This window comes from Paraburkholderia kururiensis, from assembly GCF_034424375.1.
Lineage (GTDB): Bacteria > Pseudomonadota > Gammaproteobacteria > Burkholderiales > Burkholderiaceae > Paraburkholderia > Paraburkholderia kururiensis_A.
The window spans coordinates 380,630-400,331 of sequence record NZ_CP139965.1 but is presented as its reverse complement, the minus strand read 5'-3'; the positions used below and the strand labels follow the sequence as shown (position 1 = coordinate 400,331).

20 protein-coding genes are annotated in these 19,702 nt (G+C 66.1%); 16 read left to right on the top strand and 4 right to left on the bottom strand.

The features are described 5' to 3' along the window. Nucleotides 1–95 precede the first annotated feature (95 nt). The 9 genes from U0042_RS01885 to U0042_RS01845 all read left to right on the top strand — a co-directional run bounded on the left by U0042_RS01885 (nt 96) and on the right by U0042_RS01845 (nt 9,581). Nucleotides 96–1,217, top strand: coding sequence for an extracellular solute-binding protein (locus U0042_RS01885; RefSeq protein ID WP_419150518.1), 1,122 nt, complete (start codon nt 96–98; stop codon nt 1,215–1,217). A 168-nt stretch (nt 1,218–1,385) separates the two neighbouring features. Next, nucleotides 1,386–2,465, top strand: coding sequence for an ABC transporter ATP-binding protein (locus U0042_RS01880; protein WP_114809613.1), 1,080 nt, complete (start codon nt 1,386–1,388; stop codon nt 2,463–2,465). Then, on the top strand, nt 2,462–3,349 hold the full coding sequence (locus U0042_RS01875; RefSeq protein ID WP_114809612.1) for an ABC transporter permease: 888 nt from the start codon (nt 2,462–2,464) through the stop codon (nt 3,347–3,349). The genes U0042_RS01880 and U0042_RS01875 overlap by 4 nt, the downstream gene beginning before the upstream one ends. Nucleotides 3,350–3,486: 137 nt before the next feature. Beyond that, on the top strand, nt 3,487–4,356 hold the full coding sequence (locus U0042_RS01870) for an ABC transporter permease (protein ID WP_114810037.1): 870 nt from the start codon (nt 3,487–3,489) through the stop codon (nt 4,354–4,356). Further along, nucleotides 4,353–6,095 carry an L-arabinonate dehydratase gene (araD, locus tag U0042_RS01865; protein ID WP_114809611.1) on the top strand — a complete coding sequence of 581 codons (1,743 nt, stop codon included), beginning with the start codon at nt 4,353–4,355 and terminating at the stop codon, nt 6,093–6,095. Before U0042_RS01870 ends, araD begins: the two co-directional genes overlap by 4 nt. Before the next feature lie 256 nt (nt 6,096–6,351). Continuing rightward, entirely contained in the window at nt 6,352–6,585 is a 234-nt protein-coding gene (locus tag U0042_RS01860) for a hypothetical protein (RefSeq protein ID WP_114809610.1), read from the top strand. Between the two features lie 148 nt (nt 6,586–6,733). Next, nucleotides 6,734–7,663, top strand: coding sequence for a serine O-acetyltransferase EpsC (gene epsC / locus U0042_RS01855; protein ID WP_114809609.1), 930 nt, complete (start codon nt 6,734–6,736; stop codon nt 7,661–7,663). A 19-nt stretch (nt 7,664–7,682) separates the two neighbouring features. Continuing rightward, a complete protein-coding gene (locus U0042_RS01850; protein WP_114809608.1) occupies nt 7,683–8,504 on the top strand; it encodes an AraC family transcriptional regulator in 822 nt (273 codons plus the stop codon). 99 nt (nt 8,505–8,603) lie between these two features. Then, a complete protein-coding gene (locus U0042_RS01845) occupies nt 8,604–9,581 on the top strand; it encodes a DMT family transporter (protein WP_114809607.1) in 978 nt (325 codons plus the stop codon). A 19-nt stretch (nt 9,582–9,600) separates the two neighbouring features. Here U0042_RS01845 and folE read toward each other — a convergent pair whose 3' ends face one another. Together folE and U0042_RS01835 are read right to left on the bottom strand one after the other, a co-directional pair. Then, nucleotides 9,601–10,272, bottom strand: a complete 672-nt coding sequence (gene folE / locus U0042_RS01840) for a GTP cyclohydrolase I FolE (protein WP_114809606.1) — start codon at nt 10,270–10,272, stop codon at nt 9,601–9,603. 114 nt (nt 10,273–10,386) lie between these two features. Beyond that, a complete protein-coding gene (locus U0042_RS01835) occupies nt 10,387–11,310 on the bottom strand; it encodes a LysR family transcriptional regulator (protein WP_114809605.1) in 924 nt (307 codons plus the stop codon). 136 nt (nt 11,311–11,446) lie between these two features. On the opposite strand from U0042_RS01835, the gene pobA reads away from it, so the two are divergent. The 6 genes from pobA (at nt 11,447) to pcaC (ending at nt 17,078) form a co-directional block, all read left to right on the top strand. Next, nucleotides 11,447–12,637 (top strand): 4-hydroxybenzoate 3-monooxygenase, encoded by a 1,191-nt coding sequence (gene pobA, locus U0042_RS01830; RefSeq protein ID WP_114809604.1) that lies wholly within the window; start codon nt 11,447–11,449, stop codon nt 12,635–12,637. A gap of 293 nt (nt 12,638–12,930) precedes the next feature. Beyond that, nucleotides 12,931–13,632 carry a 3-oxoacid CoA-transferase subunit A gene (locus tag U0042_RS01825; protein ID WP_114809603.1) on the top strand — a complete coding sequence of 234 codons (702 nt, stop codon included), beginning with the start codon at nt 12,931–12,933 and terminating at the stop codon, nt 13,630–13,632. A gap of 16 nt (nt 13,633–13,648) precedes the next feature. Then, nucleotides 13,649–14,308 carry a CoA transferase subunit B gene (locus U0042_RS01820; RefSeq protein ID WP_114809602.1) on the top strand — a complete coding sequence of 220 codons (660 nt, stop codon included), beginning with the start codon at nt 13,649–13,651 and terminating at the stop codon, nt 14,306–14,308. 189 nt (nt 14,309–14,497) lie between these two features. After that, entirely contained in the window at nt 14,498–15,877 is a 1,380-nt protein-coding gene (locus tag U0042_RS01815) for a 3-carboxy-cis,cis-muconate cycloisomerase (protein WP_114809601.1), read from the top strand. 26 nt (nt 15,878–15,903) lie between these two features. Then, on the top strand, nt 15,904–16,692 hold the full coding sequence (gene pcaD, locus U0042_RS01810) for a 3-oxoadipate enol-lactonase (protein WP_114809600.1): 789 nt from the start codon (nt 15,904–15,906) through the stop codon (nt 16,690–16,692). Continuing rightward, nucleotides 16,689–17,078, top strand: coding sequence for a 4-carboxymuconolactone decarboxylase (gene pcaC, locus U0042_RS01805; protein ID WP_114809599.1), 390 nt, complete (start codon nt 16,689–16,691; stop codon nt 17,076–17,078). The genes pcaD and pcaC overlap by 4 nt, the downstream gene beginning before the upstream one ends. Before the next feature lie 70 nt (nt 17,079–17,148). On the opposite strand, the gene U0042_RS01800 is transcribed toward pcaC, so the two are convergent. Beyond that, nucleotides 17,149–17,397 (bottom strand): hypothetical protein, encoded by a 249-nt coding sequence (locus U0042_RS01800; protein ID WP_114809598.1) that lies wholly within the window; start codon nt 17,395–17,397, stop codon nt 17,149–17,151. Nucleotides 17,398–17,570: 173 nt separating this feature from the next. Between U0042_RS01800 and U0042_RS01795 the strand changes: the two genes are divergently transcribed. Beyond that, the gene (locus U0042_RS01795) at nt 17,571–18,098 is read left to right on the top strand and encodes a DUF6496 domain-containing protein (RefSeq protein ID WP_114809597.1); all 528 of its coding nucleotides are present in this window, start codon (nt 17,571–17,573) and stop codon (nt 18,096–18,098) included. 74 nt (nt 18,099–18,172) lie between these two features. Here the strand turns inward: U0042_RS01795 and U0042_RS01790 are convergent, their stop codons facing one another. After that, entirely contained in the window at nt 18,173–19,501 is a 1,329-nt protein-coding gene (locus U0042_RS01790; RefSeq protein ID WP_114809596.1) for an aspartate aminotransferase family protein, read from the bottom strand. Between the last annotated feature and the right edge of the window lie 201 nt (nt 19,502–19,702).

Genomic DNA, 19,702 nt, shown 5'->3' with positions numbered 1-19,702 from the left:
CACGGCGCCCACATCAAGAGAACAACCGAGGAGATGCGATGACCTTTTCTGGCAGATGGTCGGTCAGGCTGTTGGCAACGTGCGCCGTTGCAGTGATGGGCGTGGCCACGCAGGTTCCTGCCGCGCGCGCGGCGGACGCCGTGACGCTCAACATCGTCGACGTGGCGGGCGACCTCCAGCTCACGCAAAAGGGCTTCGAGGCGTTCAAGGCGAAGTACCCGAACATGGTGTCGAACATCACGTACACCAACGCGCCGGCGCCGCAACTGCCGGGCAAGATCAAGGCGATGCAGGCGGCCGGCCGTTCCGACATCGATCTCGTGCTCACCGGCACAGACGCTCTGGCGGCCGGCATCGAACAGAACCTCTGGCTCAAGCTCCTGCCCGACCAGGCGTCGGCGTTCCCCGGCGTGCTGGACCGCTACGCGCCGGGCCCCCGCAAGATGCAGGATCTCGCGCAGGGCTTCGGGCTCGAAGTCGCGTACATGCCCGCAGGGCCGCTCATCGAGTACAACCCCGCGAAGGTCAGCAATCCGCCGAAGACGCCCGACCAACTGCTGCGTTGGTGCAAGGCGCATCCCGACCGCCTGATCTACGCGCGTCCGGCCAATTCGGGACCGGGTCGCACCTTCCTGATGGGCCTGCCCTACGTGCTGGGCGACAAGGACCCCATGGACCCGATCCACGGCTGGGACAAGACGTGGGCCTTCCTCAAGCAGCTCAACGACTGCATTCCGTACTACCCGGGCGGTACGTCGGCGGTGATGAAGGAACTGGGCGAAGGCACGCGCGACATGACCGTGACCGTGACGGGCTGGGACATCAATCCGCGTGCGCTCGGCATCGTGCCGGCCGACTATCGCGTGCAGTCCTTCGACAACATGACGTGGGTGAACGACGCGCACTACATGGTCATTCCGAAGGGCGTGCCGAAGGAAAAGCTCGACGTGCTCTTCAAGCTGATGAACTTCATGCTCGAGCCCGCGCAGCAGGCGCTGACCTGGGACGACGGCTACTTCTATCCCGGTCCCGCTGTGAAGGGCGTAACGCTCGAACAGGCGCCGGCGCACAGCCAGGACGTGCTCAAGAAGTACGGCCGGCCCGAGTATCCGAAGCTGATTGCCGAGCGTCCGTACGCACTGCCGCTCTCCGCGCAGGCCATGGTGGCCGCGTTCCAGAAGTGGGACCGCGAGATCGGCGCACAGAAGACCAAGTAGATAGGCAAGGCGCCCAGCGCGGCGCCGCTGTCGCGACATCGACACGTAAGGCCGGCGCCAGGGGTGTGTCAGGAGTGTCATACGCGCCGGCCGCGCTATACCAGACCAGACCGAACCAGCCCACCACGGGGCTGCCCCCATACCGGACGGAAAGACGAGGAACGCACGATGAATCGTCACTTTGAAGAGCTGCGGCTCGAATCCGTGAGCCGCAGCTTTACCAACACGGAAGGCCATGCGGTGGCGGCCTTGCAGGGGCTCGATCTGAACATCCGCCGCGGCGAATTCATTGCGCTGCTCGGGCCGTCGGGCTGCGGCAAGTCCACGGCGTTGAACTGCATCGCGGGGCTGCAGCCGCTGTCGGGCGGCGGCATCTGGCTCGACGACCGGCGCATCGACGTGCTGCCGCCCGAGAAGCGCGGCTTCGGCATGGTGTTCCAGAACTACGCGCTGTTTCCACACATGTCCGTGCTCGATAACGTGGGCTTCGGCCTCAAGATGCGCGGCGTGGCGAAGGGCGAAGCGCAGCGGCGCGCGCGCGAGGCGTTGCAACTCGTGCAACTCGTCGGACACGAGCGCAAGCTGCCGGGGCAGTTGTCGGGCGGCCAGCAGCAGCGTGTGGCGATTGCACGCGCCATCGTGATCGAGCCGCCGCTCGTGCTGATGGACGAGCCGCTCTCGAATCTCGACACGAAGCTGCGCATCGAAATGCGCGCGGAGATCCGGCGCATTCATAGCCAACTGGAGCGCGCGACCCTCTACGTGACGCACGACCAGGACGAGGCGCTTTCCATGGCCGACCGCATCGTCGTGATGAAGGAGGGCGTCGTGCAGCAGGTCGCCACGCCGAAAGAGGTGTATGGGCGGCCGAAGAACCTGCACGTTGCGCGTTTCATGGGCTATCGCAACGTGGTGCCCTTCACGCTGCAAGCCGCCGAGGGCGAGCGCGTGCGGCTTGCGAATGGCGGCGTGCAATTGATCGGCACGCCGATGGAAGCATTCAGCGCCAAGGCCGTGAGCGTTGCGTTGAGACCGGAGGACATCGAGCGCGCCGCGCCAGGCGCCGAGAACGCCTTCGACGCCGAAGTGGAAACCGTCGAGTACGGCGGCCGCGATTCGCTGATTCGCGTGAAGACCGCATTCGGTGCGCTGTGGGCTCGGCTCGCCGGCGAGTTTGCAGAAGGCGAGCGCATCAGTCTGCGCGTGCCGGCTGCGCGCACGCTGGTCTACGACGTGGAGGCGCCGTGAACGCGAACGCCGCCACGTTGCCCGCCAGCGCCGCGGCGCCCAGCGATCCAAAGCGTTGGCTTGTTACGCCCGCGCTCCTTTTCATCGTCGCGCTGTTCATCTATCCGTTTGCGTATGGGCTCGTGCTGTCGTTCCAGCCGATGAACGGCGGCAGCGTCTGGGCCAACTACGCCACGTTCTTTTCCGATACTTCGCTCTGGCCGACGATTCTCGTCACGCTCAAGCTCGCCGTGCCGGCCACGCTCGTCAACGTCGGTGTGTCGGTGCCCGTCGCGTTTGCGCTGCGCCGTCCGTCGCCGTATCAGAAGCTCGTTACCACGCTGCTCGTGATTCCCGTCACGCTCGGCACCGTGCTGATCGCGGACGGCATGCTCACCTACTTCGGTCCGAACGGCTGGTTCCCGCAGACGCTGCATGCGCTGCATCTCTACGCCGACGAAGTGCGCCTCACGCACAACTATTGGGGCGTGTTGATCTCGCTCGTGGTGTCGGGTTTCCCGTTCGCATTTTTGCTCACGCTTTCCTACGTCACGGGCATCGACCCGACGCTCGCGAGCGCGGCCGCCACGCTCGGCGCCGGACCGTGGCAACAGTTTCGCCGCATCTATTTTCCGTTGCTCGTGCCGGGCCTCACGATGGCAGCGTGTCTTTCGTTCGTGCAGGCGTTCTCGGTGTTTCCGTCCGCAGTGCTGCTCGGCGCGCCTGCGGGCCCCACGCGTGTGATGTCGATTGCCGCCGCCGAGGCCGCGTTCGAAAACTACGACTACTCGCTCGCTTCGGCCATCGCCATCGTGATGGGCTTCGTGCAGTTGATCGTCGTGGCTGCGATGTTAGGCGCGCGCCGCTTCTTCTATCGCGGACCCACCACCGGAGGAAAAGGCTGATGACCACCGATCGCGAAGCGAGACAAGAGTGGCGCCGCTCCGTGCCGCGCGAGCTGGCATCGCATGCCGGCGCGGCGGGCTCGTCGCATGCCGTCATGAACATCTCTGCGAGCGACGAGAGCGATGGCGGATCGCGCATGCGGCGTCATCCCGAAGGGCAATCGGCAAGACGAGGCCCGCGTGCGAGTCTGCCCGACCTCGTATGGAAAGCGCTCGTGTGGGGTGCGATGGCGTTCTTCCTGCTGAACGTGCTGCTGCTCATTGCCACCGTGGCGATCAACTCGATCGCCACGCGCTGGTTCGGCACGCCGCTGCCGCAAGGGTTCACGCTGCACTGGTACGCGCAGGCATGGTCCGACTTTCAACTGGCGAGCGTGCTGTGGGTGACGGTCGAAGTGGTGGGCGCCGTTGTGCTGCTTTCCATCGTGCTGGGCGTGCCCGCGGCCTACGCGCTCGCGCGCGTGCAGTTTCGCGGCAAGCGGCTTGCCATGCTCGTATTCCTGCTGCCGTTGATGGTGCCGCCCGTCACCTACGGCATTCCGATGGCCACGGCCATGTACAAGTTCGGCCTCGCGGGCACGCTTGGCGGCGTGATCCTGGCGAACCTCGTGCCGGCCTTGCCGTTCGTGATTCTCGTGATGACGCCGTTCATCGAGCAGATCGATCCGAACCTCGAAGCCGCCGCGCGCATTTTCGGTGCGAACACGTTGCGCTATTTCCGCTACGTGCTGTTGCCGCTGCTCGTGCCCGGCATGCTCGCGGCGGGTCTGCTCGTGCTGGTTCGTACCATCGGACTCTTCGAACTCACGTTCTTCACGGCGGGGCCCGCCACGCAAACGCTCGTCGTCGCGCTCTATTACGCGGTATTCTCGACAGGCGTGCGGGCGCCGCAATCCATCGACGCCATGGCCATGATCTACATGGCGATCACGCTGATCTGGGTGATCATCGCGCTGCAGTTCGTGAGCCCGACCCAGATCGTCTCGCGTGTGAAGGAGAGAAAGTGACGAAGAGAAAGACCCCGGAAGAACTGCGCAGCCACCGTTGGTATGGCGTCAACGACCTGCGCTCGTTCGGCCATCGTTCGCGCACCTCGCAGATGGGCTATAGTCGCGAAGAATACGCAGGCAAACCCGTTATCGCGATCCTCAATACGTGGAGCGAAATCAACCCTTGCCATACGCACTTCAAGCAGCGTGTGGAGGAAGTGAAGCGCGGCATCTGGCAGGCCGGGGGCTTTCCCGTCGAGCTTCCCGTACAAACGCTTTCCGAGCCGTTCCAGAAGCCCACCACCATGCTCTACCGCAACTTCCTCGCGATGGAGGTGGAAGAGACGCTGCGCTCGTATCCCGCCGACGGTGTCGTGCTGATGGGCGGTTGCGACAAGACCACGCCGGCGCTGCTGATGGGCGCGATATCGATGGACCTGCCCGCCATCTTTCTGCCGGCCGGGCCCATGCTGCGCGGCAACTGGAACGGCGTGACGCTGGGCTCGGGTTCGGACACCTGGAAGTACTGGGCCGAACTGCGCGCAGGCCACATCACTGAAGACGACTGGCAAGGCGTGGAAGGCGGCATTGCGCGCTCGCCGGGTCACTGCATGACGATGGGCACGGCGTCCACCATGACGAGCGCGGCTGAAGCGCTCGGCTTCACGCTGCCCGGCTTCGCGTCCATTCCCGCGCCCGATTCGCGGCACGCGCAAATGGCGGCGAAGACGGGCATGCGCATCGTCGAGATGGTGTGGGAAGACCTGAAGCCCTCGGACATTCTCACGGCCGGTTCCGTGGATAACGCGGTGACCACGTGTCTCGCGCTGTCGGGCTCGACGAACGCGATCGTGCACATGATCGCCGTGGCGCGCCGCGCGGGTATCGAACTCACACTCGACCGCTACGACGACATTTCGCGCCGCACGCCGGTGCTCGCCAACATCCGGCCCACGGGCGAGTACCTCATGGAAGATTTCTTCTATGCGGGCGGCCTGCGCGCGATGCTCAAGGAACTGGGCGATCTGATCGACGGCATGCAGAAGACGGTGAACGGCAAGAGCATCGGCGAAAACATCGCCGACGCGCAGGTCTTCAACGACGACGTGATCCGCCGGCGTAGTGCGCCGCTCATGCCCGACAACGGACTCGCGGTACTGCGCGGCAACATCGCGCCCAACGGCGCGGTCATCAAACCGGGTGCGGCCGCACCGCATCTGCTCGTTCATACGGGCCGCGCCGTGGTGTTCAAGGACTACAACGACATGGCCGCACGCATCGACGACGAAGCGCTCGACGTCGACGAACACAGTGTGCTCGTGCTGCAACACGCGGGTCCCGTGGGCGCGCCGGGCATGCCCGAGTGGGGTCAACTGCCCATTCCGAAGAAGCTGCTGCAGAAAGGCGTGCGCGACATGGTGCGCATCTCGGACGCACGCATGAGCGGTACGAGCTACGGCGCCTGTGTGCTGCACGTGGCGCCGGAGTCGTTCATCGGCGGACCGTTTGCGCTGGTACGCGACGGCGACCTCATTGAACTCGACGTGCCGCAGCGCAAGCTGAATGTGCTGGTGTCGGACGAGGAACTGGCGCGCCGGCAGTCCGAGTGGGTCGCCCCGCCGCCGCGTTTCACGCGCGGCTACGGCGCCATGCATCAGATCCACGTCATGCAGGCCGACAAGGGCTGCGACTTCGATTTCCTGCAACGCGGCGGTGCAGGTGGCCCGCAGAATGCAGGCGAACCGGAGATCCACTAGGCGCGAAAGACGCCATGTCCTGGTACTTTTCCTGATGGCTTTGCGCCCTACCACCCGTGCCTTTGTTCGCGACTTGAACGGCTCGCGGTAATTTGCTTTTTTCCTTGGATCGCCAATTTTCTTGAGAGTATGATCCTCTTTCGACAGTTGGCGCGTGCGTAATCGACGGCCCCATCGAGCGGCCGGGTGTGGGTTTCACGGCAGTTCCCGACGCGCCTTTTGAACCAGACAAGGGCAGTCAGGGCGGGTGACACTCATGCACTTCGACGCTGCATTCACGCATCGTGGCTATCTGCTGAATTGCGCTCCGGCGCGTGCCGGCGACGGCAGCTGGCAACCCTACGTGGTCATTTCACGCTCCAGCGACGGCGAGCTCGTCGCTAACCGCTTCTTTCCCACCGACCTGCGTTTTTCCGACGAAGCCGCGGCCATCGCCCACGCGCGCGACTGGGCCGTGCGCTGGATCGACGCGAGCAGCATGACCATCTGAGGCGCGCAACGGTGCGTCTTCTCCCATCTGTGTGGCCCGTCGATACGACGCGCGCCTGCCTTGCCTGTCCGGCGACTCGCTACAAAACGCGGTAATCTCTGGGGACACTTCACTTTTCGCCGCGCAACGCGCGGCTGTCGTTGTCACCATGTCAAATCCGTCTTCTTCGAACTGGGGCCTGGAGCAGATCGTCGCAGAGCTGCGCGCGTCGCGCGAGGAACTGCATCGAACGCGCCATCCGCGCGGTATTCGCGAACTGCCGTCGCGCGAAGCGATGATCGGCATCGTCAACGGCCTGCGCGCCGCGCTGTTTCCCACGCACTACGGCGCGCCCGACCTGACGGACGAAAGCGTCGACTATTACGTCGGGCACACGCTCGAAAGCACGCTGCGGCTGCTCTCAGAGCAGATTCGCCGCGCGCTGCGTTTTTTGCCCGAGCATGCAGAAACGCCGGACGAATCGCTGCGCGCGCGTGCCTTCGAAGTGGCGCGCGAGTTCGGCGAGCAGTTGCCCGGCATTCGCGCGCTGCTGGTCAGCGACATTCAGGCGGCCTATGCCGGCGACCCGGCCGCGCAGCACATCACCGAAATCCTGCTGTGCTATCCGGGCGTGCTCGCGGTTACGCATCATCGGCTCGCGCATGCGCTGCACCGGCTCGGCGTGCCGCTGCTCGCACGCTTCATCAACGAGATCGCGCACTCGGCCACCGGCATCGACATTCACCCGGGCGCACAGATCGGCCCCAGCTTTTTTATCGACCACGGCACGGGCGTGGTGATCGGCGAAACCGCGATCATCGGCGAACGCGTGCGGCTCTACCAGGCAGTGACGCTGGGAGCGAAGAGCTTCGCGGCGGATACCGACGGCACGCTCGTGAAGGGCAACGCGCGGCATCCGATTGTCGAGGACGACGTCGTGATCTATGCGGGCGCCACGATTCTGGGCCGCGTCACGATAGGCCGCGGTTCGGTGATTGGCGGCAACGTGTGGCTCACGCACAGCGTGCCGCCGGGCAGCAGCGTGACGCAGGGCAAGGCACGCGAAGTGGAACGCAACGAAGCAGGGCGGCCGACGTGAGCGGCGCGCGTGCGCAGCCATGAAACGCGCGCCATCCGACCGCGTGCGCATGCTGCGCTGCGCGATCACAGGCGTCGAGGCCACTGCCGCGACCACGGCGCACACCTTCGCACGTCACTCGCACGACCACTTCGGCGTGGGCATCATCACGCACGGCGGGCATCGCTCGGCGAGCGGTCGCGGGCCGGTCGAGGCGCGCACGAACGACGTCATCACGGTGAATCCCGGTGAGGTTCACGACGGCCGGCCGTTCGACGAACGCGGCCGCGCGTGGCAGATGCTCTACTTCGAACCGGCGCTCGTGTTCGATGCCGCGGCGGAGCTTGCAGGCGCCGACGCATGCAACCTCGAACTGACGCGTCCCGTCGTGTACGACCCTCGATTGAAAAAGCTGTTCGAGCGGCTCTTTGCGATTGCCACGAATGCTGTCCACTACCCGGACGCACTCGTTCGCGACGAGGCGTTGACCGCGTTCTTCGAATGCGTGATTCAGACGCATGCCACGCTGGCGCCCCGACGTTTCGCGCTCGGCTCGATCACACGCGCCAAAGCCCGCATCGACGACGACCCGTCCGCGCCGCACACGCTCGCCGCGCTCGCTGCGGATTCCGGCATGAACCGCTTCCAGCTGTTGCGGGCTTTCGCACGCGACGTCGGCATGGCGCCGCACGCGTATCTGGTCCAGCGCCGCGTCATGCTGGCGCGGCGTTCGATTGCGTCGGGCCTCGCGTTGGCCGATGCAGCCGTCAATGCCGGCTTCGCGGACCAAAGCCACATGACGCGCGCGTTCGTGCGCATGTTCGGCGTGACGCCGGCCGTCTACGCCGACGCGGTGCGGTAAGCAGCCACTCCAACGCAGCAACACTGCAATTTCCTTCAAGACCCTTCATCGCCGGCGAACCTAAGCTGCGGCTCCATTCCCTCTCATGGAGCGCACAGCATGAATTCGAGGCACACGGGTTATCTTTTTTGCGGACTCGCCATGATCGGCGTGGGCAGCACCGTCGTGGTGAGCCGCGAGATCGCCGCGGGGCTCGCGCCGTTCTCGGCCACCGCGCTGCGTTTCGCCATCGCGTTTCCGTTGTTCGTCGCCATCATGCGACTGCGTGGTGTGCGCTGGCCGCGTCTCGGTCTGCGCGACGCGATGCTCGTCGTTGCCCAGGCGGGCGCGGGCAGCGTCGGCTACACGGTGTTGCTGATTAGCGGGATGAGGCTCGCGTCCGCTGCCGATGCCGGCGTGATTGCGGGCACGTTGCCCGCGGTGTCGGCGCTCGTCGCTGTTATTGCGCTTGGTGAGCGGATGAACGCGGCGCTTGCCGGCGCGGTCGCGCTCGCGACTGTGGGTGTGCTCGTGTGCACCGTGCCGCTTTCGGCGTTGAGTGCTGCCGGGGCATCGTGGATGGCGAGCGGCAGCGCACGCGCGGCAGGCTCGCTCGCCGGCAATGCGCTGGTGTTCGCGGCGGTGGTGTGCGAGGCCCTGTTCATCCTCATCAACCGGAAGCTGCGCGCGACGGTGACGCCGTTGCAATTGTCCGCGTTGATGAGCGGCATCGGCTTCTGTGTGGCCATCGTGCCCGCGCTGTTCGAGGCGCCCTGGCGCGCTGCCTTCGATGCGCCTGCGGTAATGGGCGTGGTCTATTACGCGCTGGTGCCCACGGTGGCGGGCTTCATGCTGTGGTACGCGGGATCGGCGCGCGTGACGGGCGGCGAGGCGAGCGTGACGACTGCGCTCGTGCCGGTGTCGTCGCTGGTGTTTGCAGCGCTGTTGCTGCACGAGACGATCAGGCCGGCACAACTGGCCGGCATGGCCTGCGTGCTGGGCGCGATTTTGCTGGCCACTATACGGCGGGCGCGAAAGTGCAGGACGGCGCCAAGCGATACGCCGCTGCATGCGGCATCACGCGAAGTGCACGACTAGCGCTGGCCCGCCCACGACCTTACGTGTTCGCGATACTCGTTCCCACCGGATTGCCGACGATGGAGAGAAATTCGCGACGTGTCGACGGATCGGTACGGAAGGTGCCCAGCATGCGCGACGTCACCATTTCCACACCCGCCTTGTGCACGCCGCGCGTCGACATGCACTGATGCGCCGCCTCCAGGATCACGCCCACACCGCGCGGTTGCAGCACCTCGTTGAGCGTATCGGCAATCTGCACCGTCATCTTTTCCTGGATCTGCAGGCGCTTCGCGAACGCGTCCACGAGGCGCGCCAGCTTCGAAATGCCCACCACGCGACGATCCGGCAGATAGGCCACGTGCGCGCGGCCGATGATGGGCACCATGTGGTGCTCGCAGTAGCTCTCGAAGCGGATGTCCTTGAGCACGATCATCTCGTCGTAGCCGTCCACTTCGGCGAACGTGCGGGCGAGAATCTCGCGCGGGTCGGTGGCGTAGCCCGCGAAGAATTCCTCGAAGGCACGCGCGACGCGCGCCGGGGTGTCTACGAGACCTTCGCGCGTGGGGTCGTCTCCGGCCCAGCGCAATAGCACGCGTACCGCTGCTTCGGCTTCTTCTCGTGTGGGCCGCGGCTCGGCGCTGCTCTTCGCAGCACCGGTTTCCTGCGGCGCGGGTTTCGCGTGACTTGCGGTCCTCGTTGCGTCGGTCATCCATCTACTCCTGTCTGCTTGTCCGCCTGGCGTTGCGCCGTTGGGGTGTTGGCCATTGTTCCACGTTTTGTGTCCGCGCGTGCCTGGCGAAAGCCCCCAGTACGCGGCCGGGCGTCATTTGGGCCACTCGTCCATGGCGTCGTTGAAGAGTTCGGAGACCACGCTGCGCAGCCATCCCGTGCGCACGTCGTTGTGGAACTTGCGATGCCAATGCTGCTTCAGGTCGAAGCGCGGCAGCGCAACAGGCGGCTCGACGAGCTTGATCGACGCGTGCTCGGCCACGTACGCAAAGCCGATAGCGTGCGGCACGGTGGCGACGAGATCGGTGCGCGCAAGGATGAACGGCAGGCTCATGAAGTGCGGCGTTTCGAGCACGGCGCGGCGGTGCAGGCGCTTCTTTTCCAGGAAGCGCTCGAGCACTTCCTGGCTGCGGCCTTCGGCGCGCACCACGGCGTGGCCGAGCGAAAGGAACTGCTCGAGCGTGAGCTTCTCGCCCGCCAGCGGATGGTCGCTGCGCATGAGGCAGATGAAGCGGTGTGTGAACAGACGCTGCTGAAAGAAGTTGCTGGCCGTGAGGTCGGGAAAGTAGCCGATGGCAAGGTCGACGTCGCCCGATTCGAGCCCGCGTTCCACCTGCGCGGGCGGTAGCGAGACCGAACGCAGGCTCGCACGCGGCGCGCGCTCGGCGAAGAGTTGCAGCAGACGCGGCAGGAACACGATCTCGCCCACGTCCGAAAGCGCGAGCGAGAACGTGCGTGTGGTCGTGGCCGGGTCGAAGTCCTGAGCCTCGAGCATGCCCTTTTCGATGCGCACGAGCGCGTCGCGCGCGGCGGGGATCAAGGCGAGCGCGCGCGGCGTCGGCTCCATGCCGCGCGAGGTGCGTACGAAGAGCGGGTCGCCGAAGTATTCGCGCAGGCGTCCCAGCGCGGTGCTCACGCGCGGCTGGCTCACGCCGAGGCGCTCGGCGGCGCGGCTCACGTTGCGCGTGTCCTCCATGGCAACGAGGTAGGGAATCAGGTTCAGGTCGAGGTCGGTCATCGGCAGGAGAAGCTTCGAGGGCGGTGCGGCACTATCGTATTTGCGTATACAAGCTATGCCCGGAATGCGGTTGCCGCATATTGGGGAAAGCGCCGACAATCGCTCCACCATTCGAAAAATTGTTCAGGAGACGAACATGCGCACCCAGGTAGCCATCGTCGGCGCAGGCCCGGCGGGTTTGCTGCTTTCCCATCTGCTGCGACGCGAAGGCGTCGATTCGATCCTCGTGGAGGCGCAGTCGCGCCAGTACTGCGAGCAGCGCATCCGCGCCGGCGTGCTGGAGCAGGGCACGGTAGACACGATCAACGAAGCCGGGCTCGGCGCGCGCATGCAGCGCGAAGGGCTCGTGCATCACGGCATCGAACTGCTGTTCGGGCGCAATCGCCATCGCATCGACATGACGGGGCTCACGGGCGGACGCGCCATTACCATTTACGGCCAGCACGAGGTGGTGCGCGACCTGATCGATGCCGCCGACGCGCACGGGCATCACATGTTCTTCGAAGCGAGCGGCGTATCGCTACACGGCCTCGCAGGCGACGCGCAGCGCGATCGTCCCGAAGTGCGCTTTATGCATCAGGGCGTGGAGCAGCGCATCGAGTGCGATTACATCGCGGGCTGCGACGGCTTTCACGGCGTCTCGCGCAATTCGATTCCGGCTTCGGTGCTGCGTACCTACGAGCGCGTGTATCCGTTCGCGTGGCTCGGCATTCTGGCCGAGGCCGCGCCCAACGCCGCCGAACTGGTCTATGCCCATCACGAGCGCGGCTTCGCGCTGTACAGCATGCGGTCGCCTTCCATCACGCGGCTCTATCTGCAGTGCGCGCCGGACGAAGACCTCTCGCAATGGTCCGACGACCGCATCTGGTCGGAACTGAAAACGCGTTTCGAGAACGACGGCGGCTGGCAACCTGCGGAAGGCGCCATCCTGCAAAAAGGCGTGACGCCGATGCGCAGTTTCGTGGCCGAGCCGATGCAGTACGGCCGGCTCTTTCTTGCCGGCGACGCTGCGCACATCGTGCCCCCCACCGGCGCGAAGGGCATGAACCTGGCCGTGGCCGACGTGCGCGTGCTCTCGCAGGCGCTGGCCGCGCGCTATCGCGACGGATGCACCGACCTGCTCGACGCCTATTCGTCCACGTGTCTCGAACGTGTCTGGCGCGCCGAGCACTTCTCGTGGTTCATGACGAACATGCTGCACCCTTCGGCCGACGACACGCCGTTCGTCAATCGCCTGAAGATGTCGGAGCTGAATTACGTGACGACGTCGGAGGCGGCGGCGCGTTCGCTCGCGGAAAATTACGTGGGCCTGCCGTTCGCCGCATAAGCGGATTGCCGCGCCTATCGGACACACGCCGGGCACATACCCGACACATGCCCGGCGCGCACGAAGCAAGGCCGTCCCGCGAGGACGGCCTTTTTGCTCATGGAAGCCCCTGCCTTGACAAGGCGCGCGAGCGCCTCGGATAATGCGCCGAGAAGTTCGTTAATCGAATCGTAGTTCTATATACGAACAACGAGGCGAGCCGAACGAATCTGGCACCCGCTCGCTCGCCGAGCGGCGCCGTGCAGCAACGTCCGGCACGCCCCGGAATGGCATCGAATGGCCGAGGACCTGGCATGATCAACAAGATTTTCGAATCGCTTCAGTCGGCCGTGGCCGACATTCACGACGGCGCCACCGTGATGATCGGCGGCTTCGGCACGGCGGGCATGCCGTCGGAGCTGATCGACGCGCTCATCGAACACGGCGCGCGCGAACTGACCATCGTGAACAACAACGCCGGCAACGGCGACACGGGTCTTGCGGCTTTGCTGAAGGCAAAACGCGTGCGCAAGATCATCTGCTCGTTCCCGCGGCAAACGGATTCGTGGGTGTTCGACGGTCTCTATCGCGCCGGCGAAATCGAACTGGAACTGGTGCCGCAGGGCAACCTCGCGGAACGCATTCGCGCGGCGGGCGCGGGCATCGGCGGCTTTTTCACGCCCACCGGCTACGGCACGAAGCTGGCCGAAGGCAAGGAAACGCGCCTCATCGACGGCAAGCACTATGTGCTCGAATCGCCGCTGCATGCGGATTTCGCGCTGATCAAGGCGTACAAGGGCGACCGCTGGGGCAACCTGGTCTACCGCAAGACGGCGCGCAACTTCGGGCCCATCATGGCGAGCGCCGCGAAGGTCGCCATCGCGCAGGTTTCAGAAGTCGTGCCGCTTGGCGCGCTCGATCCCGAAGTGATCGTCACGCCCGGCATCTTCGTGCAGCGCGTGATCGAAGTGCCGCAGGCGGCGCACGCCGCGCAACGGTCGCAACAGGCAGCCTGAAGGACGGAGACACTTCATGAAACGACTCACCCGCGATGAAATGGCGAAGCGCGTCGCGCGCGACATCCCCGAAGGCGCCTACGTGAACCTCGGCATCGGCGTGCCCACGCTGGTCGCCAATCATCTGGATGCCGACAAGGAAATCTTCCTGCACAGCGAGAACGGCCTGCTCGGCATGGGCCCCGCGCCCGCACCGGGCGAAGAAGACGACGAACTCATCAACGCCGGCAAGCAGCACGTCACGCTGCTCACGGGCGGCGCGTTCTTCCACCACGCCGATTCGTTCGCGATGATGCGCGGCGGCCATCTCGACTACTGCGTGCTGGGCGCGTTCCAGGTGTCGGCGAGCGGCGACCTCGCGAACTGGCACACCGGCGCGCCCGATGCGATTCCGGCCGTGGGCGGCGCGATGGACCTCGCCATCGGCGCCAAGCAGGTGTTCGTGATGATGGAGCACCTCACGAAGCAGGGCGAAAGCAAGATCGTGGAGACGTGCTCGTATCCCGTCACGGGCGTGGGCTGTGTGGACCGCATCTATACCGATCTCGCCGTGCTCGACGTGACGCCCGAGGGCCTTGCCGTGCGCGAAATTTTCTCGGATATCGGCTTCGACGAGTTGCAGCGTTTGACGGGCGTGCCGCTCATCGACGCCACGCAGGACCGCCGCGCGGCCTGAACGGGCGGGGCGATGCTGGGTGCTGCCCGCAGCGGTACGCACGAGCAAACGGTAAGCCCCGCCGGCACACGGCAGTTGGGCGACAATGAGCGTCAAGCTGCCGTCTGCGTGGCGATCTAACCGACGCTTCGCTTGCCGACGCATCCGCTGCCCGCTCCATCCGACTCTGCCCACGGGATTTCCGTCACCATGCCCGAACGTCTCGAACCTCTCGAACGTCTCACCAGCCTGATCTGCGGCACGCAGGCGATGAACGACATCTGGTCCCCGCGCGCCACGTTGCAGCGCATGCTCGACGTCGAAGCTGCGCTTGCGCGCGCGTGTGCCGCGCACGGCGTGATTCCGGCGCAAGCCGTGGCGCCCATCGTCGCGGCGTGCCAGGCCGATGCACTCGACGCCGACGCGCTCGCCCGCGATGCCGCGCTCGGCGGTAACCTCGCCATTCCGCTCGTGCGCCAGCTCACGGCGCGCGTCAAGCCCGCCGACGCCGAAGCCGCGAAGTACGTCCACTGGGGCGCGACGAGCCAGGACATCATCGATACGGCCACCGTGCTGCAACTGCGCGCCGCGCTCGATCTGATCGACCGCCATCTGCAATCCGCCTGCGCGGTGCTGGCTAACCTTGCGCGCACGCATCGCGCGACGCCCGCTGTCGGGCGCACGTGGCTTCAGCAGGCGCTGCCCATCACGCTCGGCCTCAAGTTCGCGCAATGGCTCGACGCCTTGCTGCGTCATCGCGATCGCCTCGCTGCGCTGCGCGAGCGGGCGCTGGTGCTGCAATTCGGCGGCGCGGCCGGGACGCTGGCGAGCCTGCGCGACGCGGCATCGGCCGTGAGCGCGTCGCTCGCACAGGAGTTGCAACTCGCGCAGCCCGCGTTGCCGTGGCACACGCAGCGCGATCGCATCGCAGAGGCCGCGTCGTTCTTCGGCATGTTGATCGGCACGCTCGGCAAGATCGCGCGCGACATCTCGCTGCAGATGCAGACCGAGATCGGCGAACTCGCCGAGCCGGCCGCGGCCGGCAAGGGCGGGTCGTCCACCATGCCGCACAAGCGCAATCCTGTAGGTTGCGCCGCGGTGCTCACCGCCGCCACGCGCGCGCCTGGGCTCGTGGCCACCGTGCTGGCCGGCATGGTCCAGGAGCACGAGCGAGCGCTGGGCGGATGGCAAGCCGAGTGGGACGCGCTGCCCGATCTCGCGCGGCTTGCGGGCGGCGCGCTCGCGAACATCGAACAGATAGCGTCCGGGCTCGAAGTCGACACCGCGCGCCTCGCCGCGAATCTCGATGCTACGCACGGGCTGATTCTGGGCGAGGCCGTGATGCTCGCGCTGGGCGACCGCATCGGCCGGCTCGATGCGCATCATCTCGTGGAGCAGGCATCGAAGGCTGCCGTGCAGACGCGCCGGCCGCTCTTCGACGTGCTCGCCGAAGACGCCGCCGTTACGCGTCATCTCGACGTCGCGCAGCTGCGCACGCTGCTCGATCCGGCTCATTACGCGGGCGAGGCGCAAGCGTTCGTGGATGCCGTGCTCGCGCGGTATGCCGCCGTCGCCGCGTCGAACGAATAACCCTGAAAAAAGAGGAGTAGCGATTCATGCCGTACGCCACCGTAAATGGCACGAGGCTGCACTACCGCGTGGACGGCGAGCGCAGCGACGCACCCTGGCTCGTGCTGTCGAACTCGTTGGGCAGCGACCTTTCCATGTGGACGCCGCAGGTCGCCGCTTTCGCGAAGCACTTCCGCGTGCTGCGCTACGACACGCGCGGCCACGGCCATTCCGACGTGCCGCCGGGCTCGTACACCATCGAGCAGTTGACGGGCGACGTGGTGGACCTCATGGACGCGCTCGACATCGAGAAGGCGCATTTCTGCGGCGTTTCGATGGGCGGGCTCACGGGCGTGGGGCTGGCCGCGCGGCACAGCGCACGCGTTGGCCGCATCGTGCTCTGCAATACGGCGGCGAAGATCGGCTCGCCCGAAGTGTGGGGCCCGCGTGCCCAACGCGCACGCAGCGAAGGCATGGCGGCGCTCGCCGACGCCGTGCTCGCGCGCTGGTTCACGCCCGCGTTTGTCGCGCGCGAGCCGCTCGTGTTCGCGTTCATCCGCGACGTCTTCGTGCATACGGATAACGAAGGCTACGCATCGAACTGCGATGCGCTGAACGCGACGGATTTGCGCGGCGAGACGTCCGCCATCCGCACGCCCGCGCTCGTGATCTCCGGCACGCATGATCTCGCCGCCACGCCCGCGCAAGGACGCGAACTCGCGGCGTCGATTGCGGGCGCGCGCTACGTCGAACTCGACGCCTCGCACATTTCCAACATCGAGCAGGCCGACGCATACACGAAGACCGTGCTCGACTTCCTCACGGAGCAGGCATGACCGACGACGAACGCTATGAGGCCGGCATGGGCGTGCGGCGGGCGGTGCTGGGCGACGCGCACGTCGACCGGTCGCTCGCGAATCGCACGGAATTGACCGAGGAATTCCAGAACTTCATCACGCGCTATGCGTGGGGCGAGATCTGGACGCGCGACGGCTTGCCGCGCCACACGCGCAGCCTGCTCACCATCGCGATGATGGTGGCGCTCAACCGGGGCGAAGAACTCGCGCTGCATCTGCGCGCCGCGAAGAACAACGGCGTGACGCGCGACGAGATCAAGGAAGTGCTGCTGCAGACCGCGATCTATTGCGGCGTGCCGGCGGCCAATTCCGCGTTCCACCTCGCGGACCGCATCTTCCGCGAAGAGGACGAAGCGAAGTCCTGACGAAGCCGCGGGCAGGCCGGGCGGCGCGTGGAGACGCATACCCGCGCCGCCTCCGCTTACTCCCGCTTACTTACGTTTCGCGATCGTGCTCCGCGACGTACTGGCGCAGGCTCGCCACGAGCGCCGCTTCGATGGCGCGATGATCCGCGTTGCTGAGCGAGCCCGCCTCCTGTTCGTCGCCGAACAGCGTGGGCGGCGCGTCGTACACCCCCACCTCGTGGCCTTCGCGAAACACGCGTATTTCATGGCCGTGTTCGCTGTATTCGGCCATCCAGTGCGCGCCGTCGATGTGGGTTCCTGCCCGGATCGATGCTTTCATGATGTCCTCCGCGGAGCCGCTCGCTTACGCCTCGCGCCTCGCATGCGCGCCGCGTGCCTCGGCACCTGCCGCCACGATACGCCGTCGCCGCCCCAAACGCATCCTCCAGCACAGGCCCGGGCATACCCGTTGCTCGCTTGATTGCATGCCAACAGCCACTCTGGAGGACTGTCATGCCTGAAAAGAAAACCATGGAACGAGCCCGCAGCGCGAAGCGCGCGGGCAAGGCGCCCAGCACCCAGGCAGGGGCGTTCGTGAACGAAGAGATCGACCACGTGCGCGAAGGCAAGCACGGTGTGAAGTCGGCGAAGCAGGCCGTCGCGATCGGACTTTCGAAGGCGCGGCGCGCCGGCGTGGATATGAAGCCGCCTGCCCGCGGCAAGACCAGCACGGCCACGCGCAAGAAGGCGGAGAAGGACTACGAGGCCGGCCACAAGCCCGCGTCGAAGCGGGCAAAGAGCGCCAGCACCGAGTCGAAGACGAAGCGTTCGCGCACCACGACGGCCGTGCTCAAACGCGAGAGCGGCGAGGGCGCCTCGCATCGCGCGATGTCGAAACAGTCGCACTCGGCGGCGAGCCGTCGTTCGGCGTCGAGCCGCTCGGCCGCCGCTAAGAAGGCAGCGCGCACGAAGGGTGCCGCCGGGCGTTCCGCAGCCGCAAAAAAGGCGGCTCATACGCGAGCCGCCCGGGCACATCACTGATGCTTGAATGAAGCGTTTCGAGTGAAGGCGCCGCGGGCGCCAGATGATTCACCAGGCGCCACGGCGGTACGGCATCAATCCACGCTGGCCAGCGCTTCGCGCACGGTGCCGAAGATCGTGTCGATCTGTTCCTCGCTCACGATCAGCGGCGGGGAGAAGGCGAGGATGTCGCCCGTGAAGCGGATCAGCACGCCCGCCTCGAGGCACTTGAGGAACGCCTGATACGCCCGCGCGCCCGGCGCGCCGTCGCGCGATTCGAGCTCGACGCCCGCCACGAGCCCGAGATTGCGGATGTCCTTCACGTGCTTCGCATCGCGCAGGCTGTGGGCGGCGGCTTCGAACTTCGGCGCGAGCGCATGGGCCCGCGCGAAGAGGTCTTCGCGCCGATACAGATCGAGCGTGGCCACGGCCGCTGCGGCAGCCGCAGGGTGCGCGGAGTAGGTGTAGCCGTGGAACAGCTCGATGGCGCCCGGCGCGCCGCTATTCACCACCGTATCGTGGATGGCGCGGCTCGCGGCGACTGCGCCCATCGGAATGGCCGCGTTGTTGATCGCCTTGGCGAGCGTGATGAGGTCCGGCGTCACGCCGAAGAACTCGCTCGCCGTGGCCTTGCCGAGCCGGCCGAAACCCGTAATGACTTCGTCGAAGATCAGCAGGATGCCGTACTTCGTGCAGATCTCGCGCAGCCGCTGCAGATAGCCCTGCGGCGGAATCAGCACGCCGGTGGACCCCGCCATCGGCTCCACGATCACCGCGGCGATGGTCGACGCATCGTGCAGCGCGACGATGCGCTCCAGTTCGTCCGCCAGATGGGCGCCCCACGCCGGCTGGCCCTTCGAGAACGCGTTGTGTTCGAGGTTGTGCGTGTGCGGCAGGTGGTCGACGGCCGGCAGCAGCTGGCCTGAGAACGTCTTGCGGTTCGGCGAGATGCCGCCCACCGAAATGCCGCCGAAGCCCACGCCGTGGTAGCCGCGCTCGCGGCCGATCAGCCGCGTGCGCTGGCCTTCGCCGCGCGCGCGGTGGTACGCCAGTGCGATCTTCAGCGCCGTATCCACCGATTCCGAACCCGAATTCGTGAAGAAGATGCGGTCGATCCCGGCCGGCATCAGCTCCGCCACCTTGCTCGCCGCTTCGAAGGCGAGCGGGTGGCCCATCTGGAACGTCGGCGCGTAGTCGAGCGTGTTCAACTGCTGCGTGATGGCGGCAATGATCTCTTCGCGGCCGTGCCCCGCGTTCACGCACCACAGGCCTGCGCTGCCGTCCAGCACCTGGCGGCCGTCGGTGGTGCGGTAGTACATGCCTTTGGCCGACTCCAGCAGGCGCGGCGCGGCCTTGAACTGGCGATTGGCGGTGAAGGGCATCCAGAAAGACGCCAGATCGTCGATGACAGGGCGCGAAGTCATGGTTTTTTCTCCTCGAACAGGTAGCGAAACTGTAGCGCCCAGAGTTAAATGTCGGCATATACAGTTCATGTACTGCTCTGATAACTGTGTTGGTTAATCTGCGTGCACTGTATTGGTTTTCGGTCGCGTGTCCGCGCCTGGCGAACCCTTCCCCAACGAACTCAACTCAACCAACCGCGCTTGCCGCTGCTGTTCCTGACG

What these genes read in the sequence shown, in the direction of transcription:
- U0042_RS01885 (WP_419150518.1), top strand. Translation starts at nt 96, where the DNA reads ATGGGCGTGGCCACGCAGGTTCCTGCCGCGCGCGCGGCGGACGCCGTG.
- U0042_RS01880 (WP_114809613.1), top strand. Translation starts at nt 1,386, where the DNA reads ATGAATCGTCACTTTGAAGAGCTGCGGCTCGAATCCGTGAGCCGCAGC.
- U0042_RS01870 (WP_114810037.1), top strand. Translation starts at nt 3,487, where the DNA reads ATGCGGCGTCATCCCGAAGGGCAATCGGCAAGACGAGGCCCGCGTGCG.
- U0042_RS01860 (WP_114809610.1), top strand. Translation starts at nt 6,352, where the DNA reads ATGCACTTCGACGCTGCATTCACGCATCGTGGCTATCTGCTGAATTGC.
- epsC (WP_114809609.1), top strand. Translation starts at nt 6,734, where the DNA reads ATGTCAAATCCGTCTTCTTCGAACTGGGGCCTGGAGCAGATCGTCGCA.
- U0042_RS01850 (WP_114809608.1), top strand. Translation starts at nt 7,683, where the DNA reads ATGAAACGCGCGCCATCCGACCGCGTGCGCATGCTGCGCTGCGCGATC.
- U0042_RS01845 (WP_114809607.1), top strand. Translation starts at nt 8,604, where the DNA reads ATGAATTCGAGGCACACGGGTTATCTTTTTTGCGGACTCGCCATGATC.
- folE (WP_114809606.1), bottom strand. Translation starts at nt 10,272, where the DNA reads ATGACCGACGCAACGAGGACCGCAAGTCACGCGAAACCCGCGCCGCAG.
- U0042_RS01835 (WP_114809605.1), bottom strand. Translation starts at nt 11,310, where the DNA reads ATGACCGACCTCGACCTGAACCTGATTCCCTACCTCGTTGCCATGGAG.
- pobA (WP_114809604.1), top strand. Translation starts at nt 11,447, where the DNA reads ATGCGCACCCAGGTAGCCATCGTCGGCGCAGGCCCGGCGGGTTTGCTG.
- U0042_RS01825 (WP_114809603.1), top strand. Translation starts at nt 12,931, where the DNA reads ATGATCAACAAGATTTTCGAATCGCTTCAGTCGGCCGTGGCCGACATT.
- U0042_RS01820 (WP_114809602.1), top strand. Translation starts at nt 13,649, where the DNA reads ATGAAACGACTCACCCGCGATGAAATGGCGAAGCGCGTCGCGCGCGAC.
- U0042_RS01815 (WP_114809601.1), top strand. Translation starts at nt 14,498, where the DNA reads ATGCCCGAACGTCTCGAACCTCTCGAACGTCTCACCAGCCTGATCTGC.
- pcaD (WP_114809600.1), top strand. Translation starts at nt 15,904, where the DNA reads ATGCCGTACGCCACCGTAAATGGCACGAGGCTGCACTACCGCGTGGAC.
- pcaC (WP_114809599.1), top strand. Translation starts at nt 16,689, where the DNA reads ATGACCGACGACGAACGCTATGAGGCCGGCATGGGCGTGCGGCGGGCG.
- U0042_RS01800 (WP_114809598.1), bottom strand. Translation starts at nt 17,397, where the DNA reads ATGAAAGCATCGATCCGGGCAGGAACCCACATCGACGGCGCGCACTGG.
- U0042_RS01795 (WP_114809597.1), top strand. Translation starts at nt 17,571, where the DNA reads ATGCCTGAAAAGAAAACCATGGAACGAGCCCGCAGCGCGAAGCGCGCG.
- U0042_RS01790 (WP_114809596.1), bottom strand. Translation starts at nt 19,501, where the DNA reads ATGACTTCGCGCCCTGTCATCGACGATCTGGCGTCTTTCTGGATGCCC.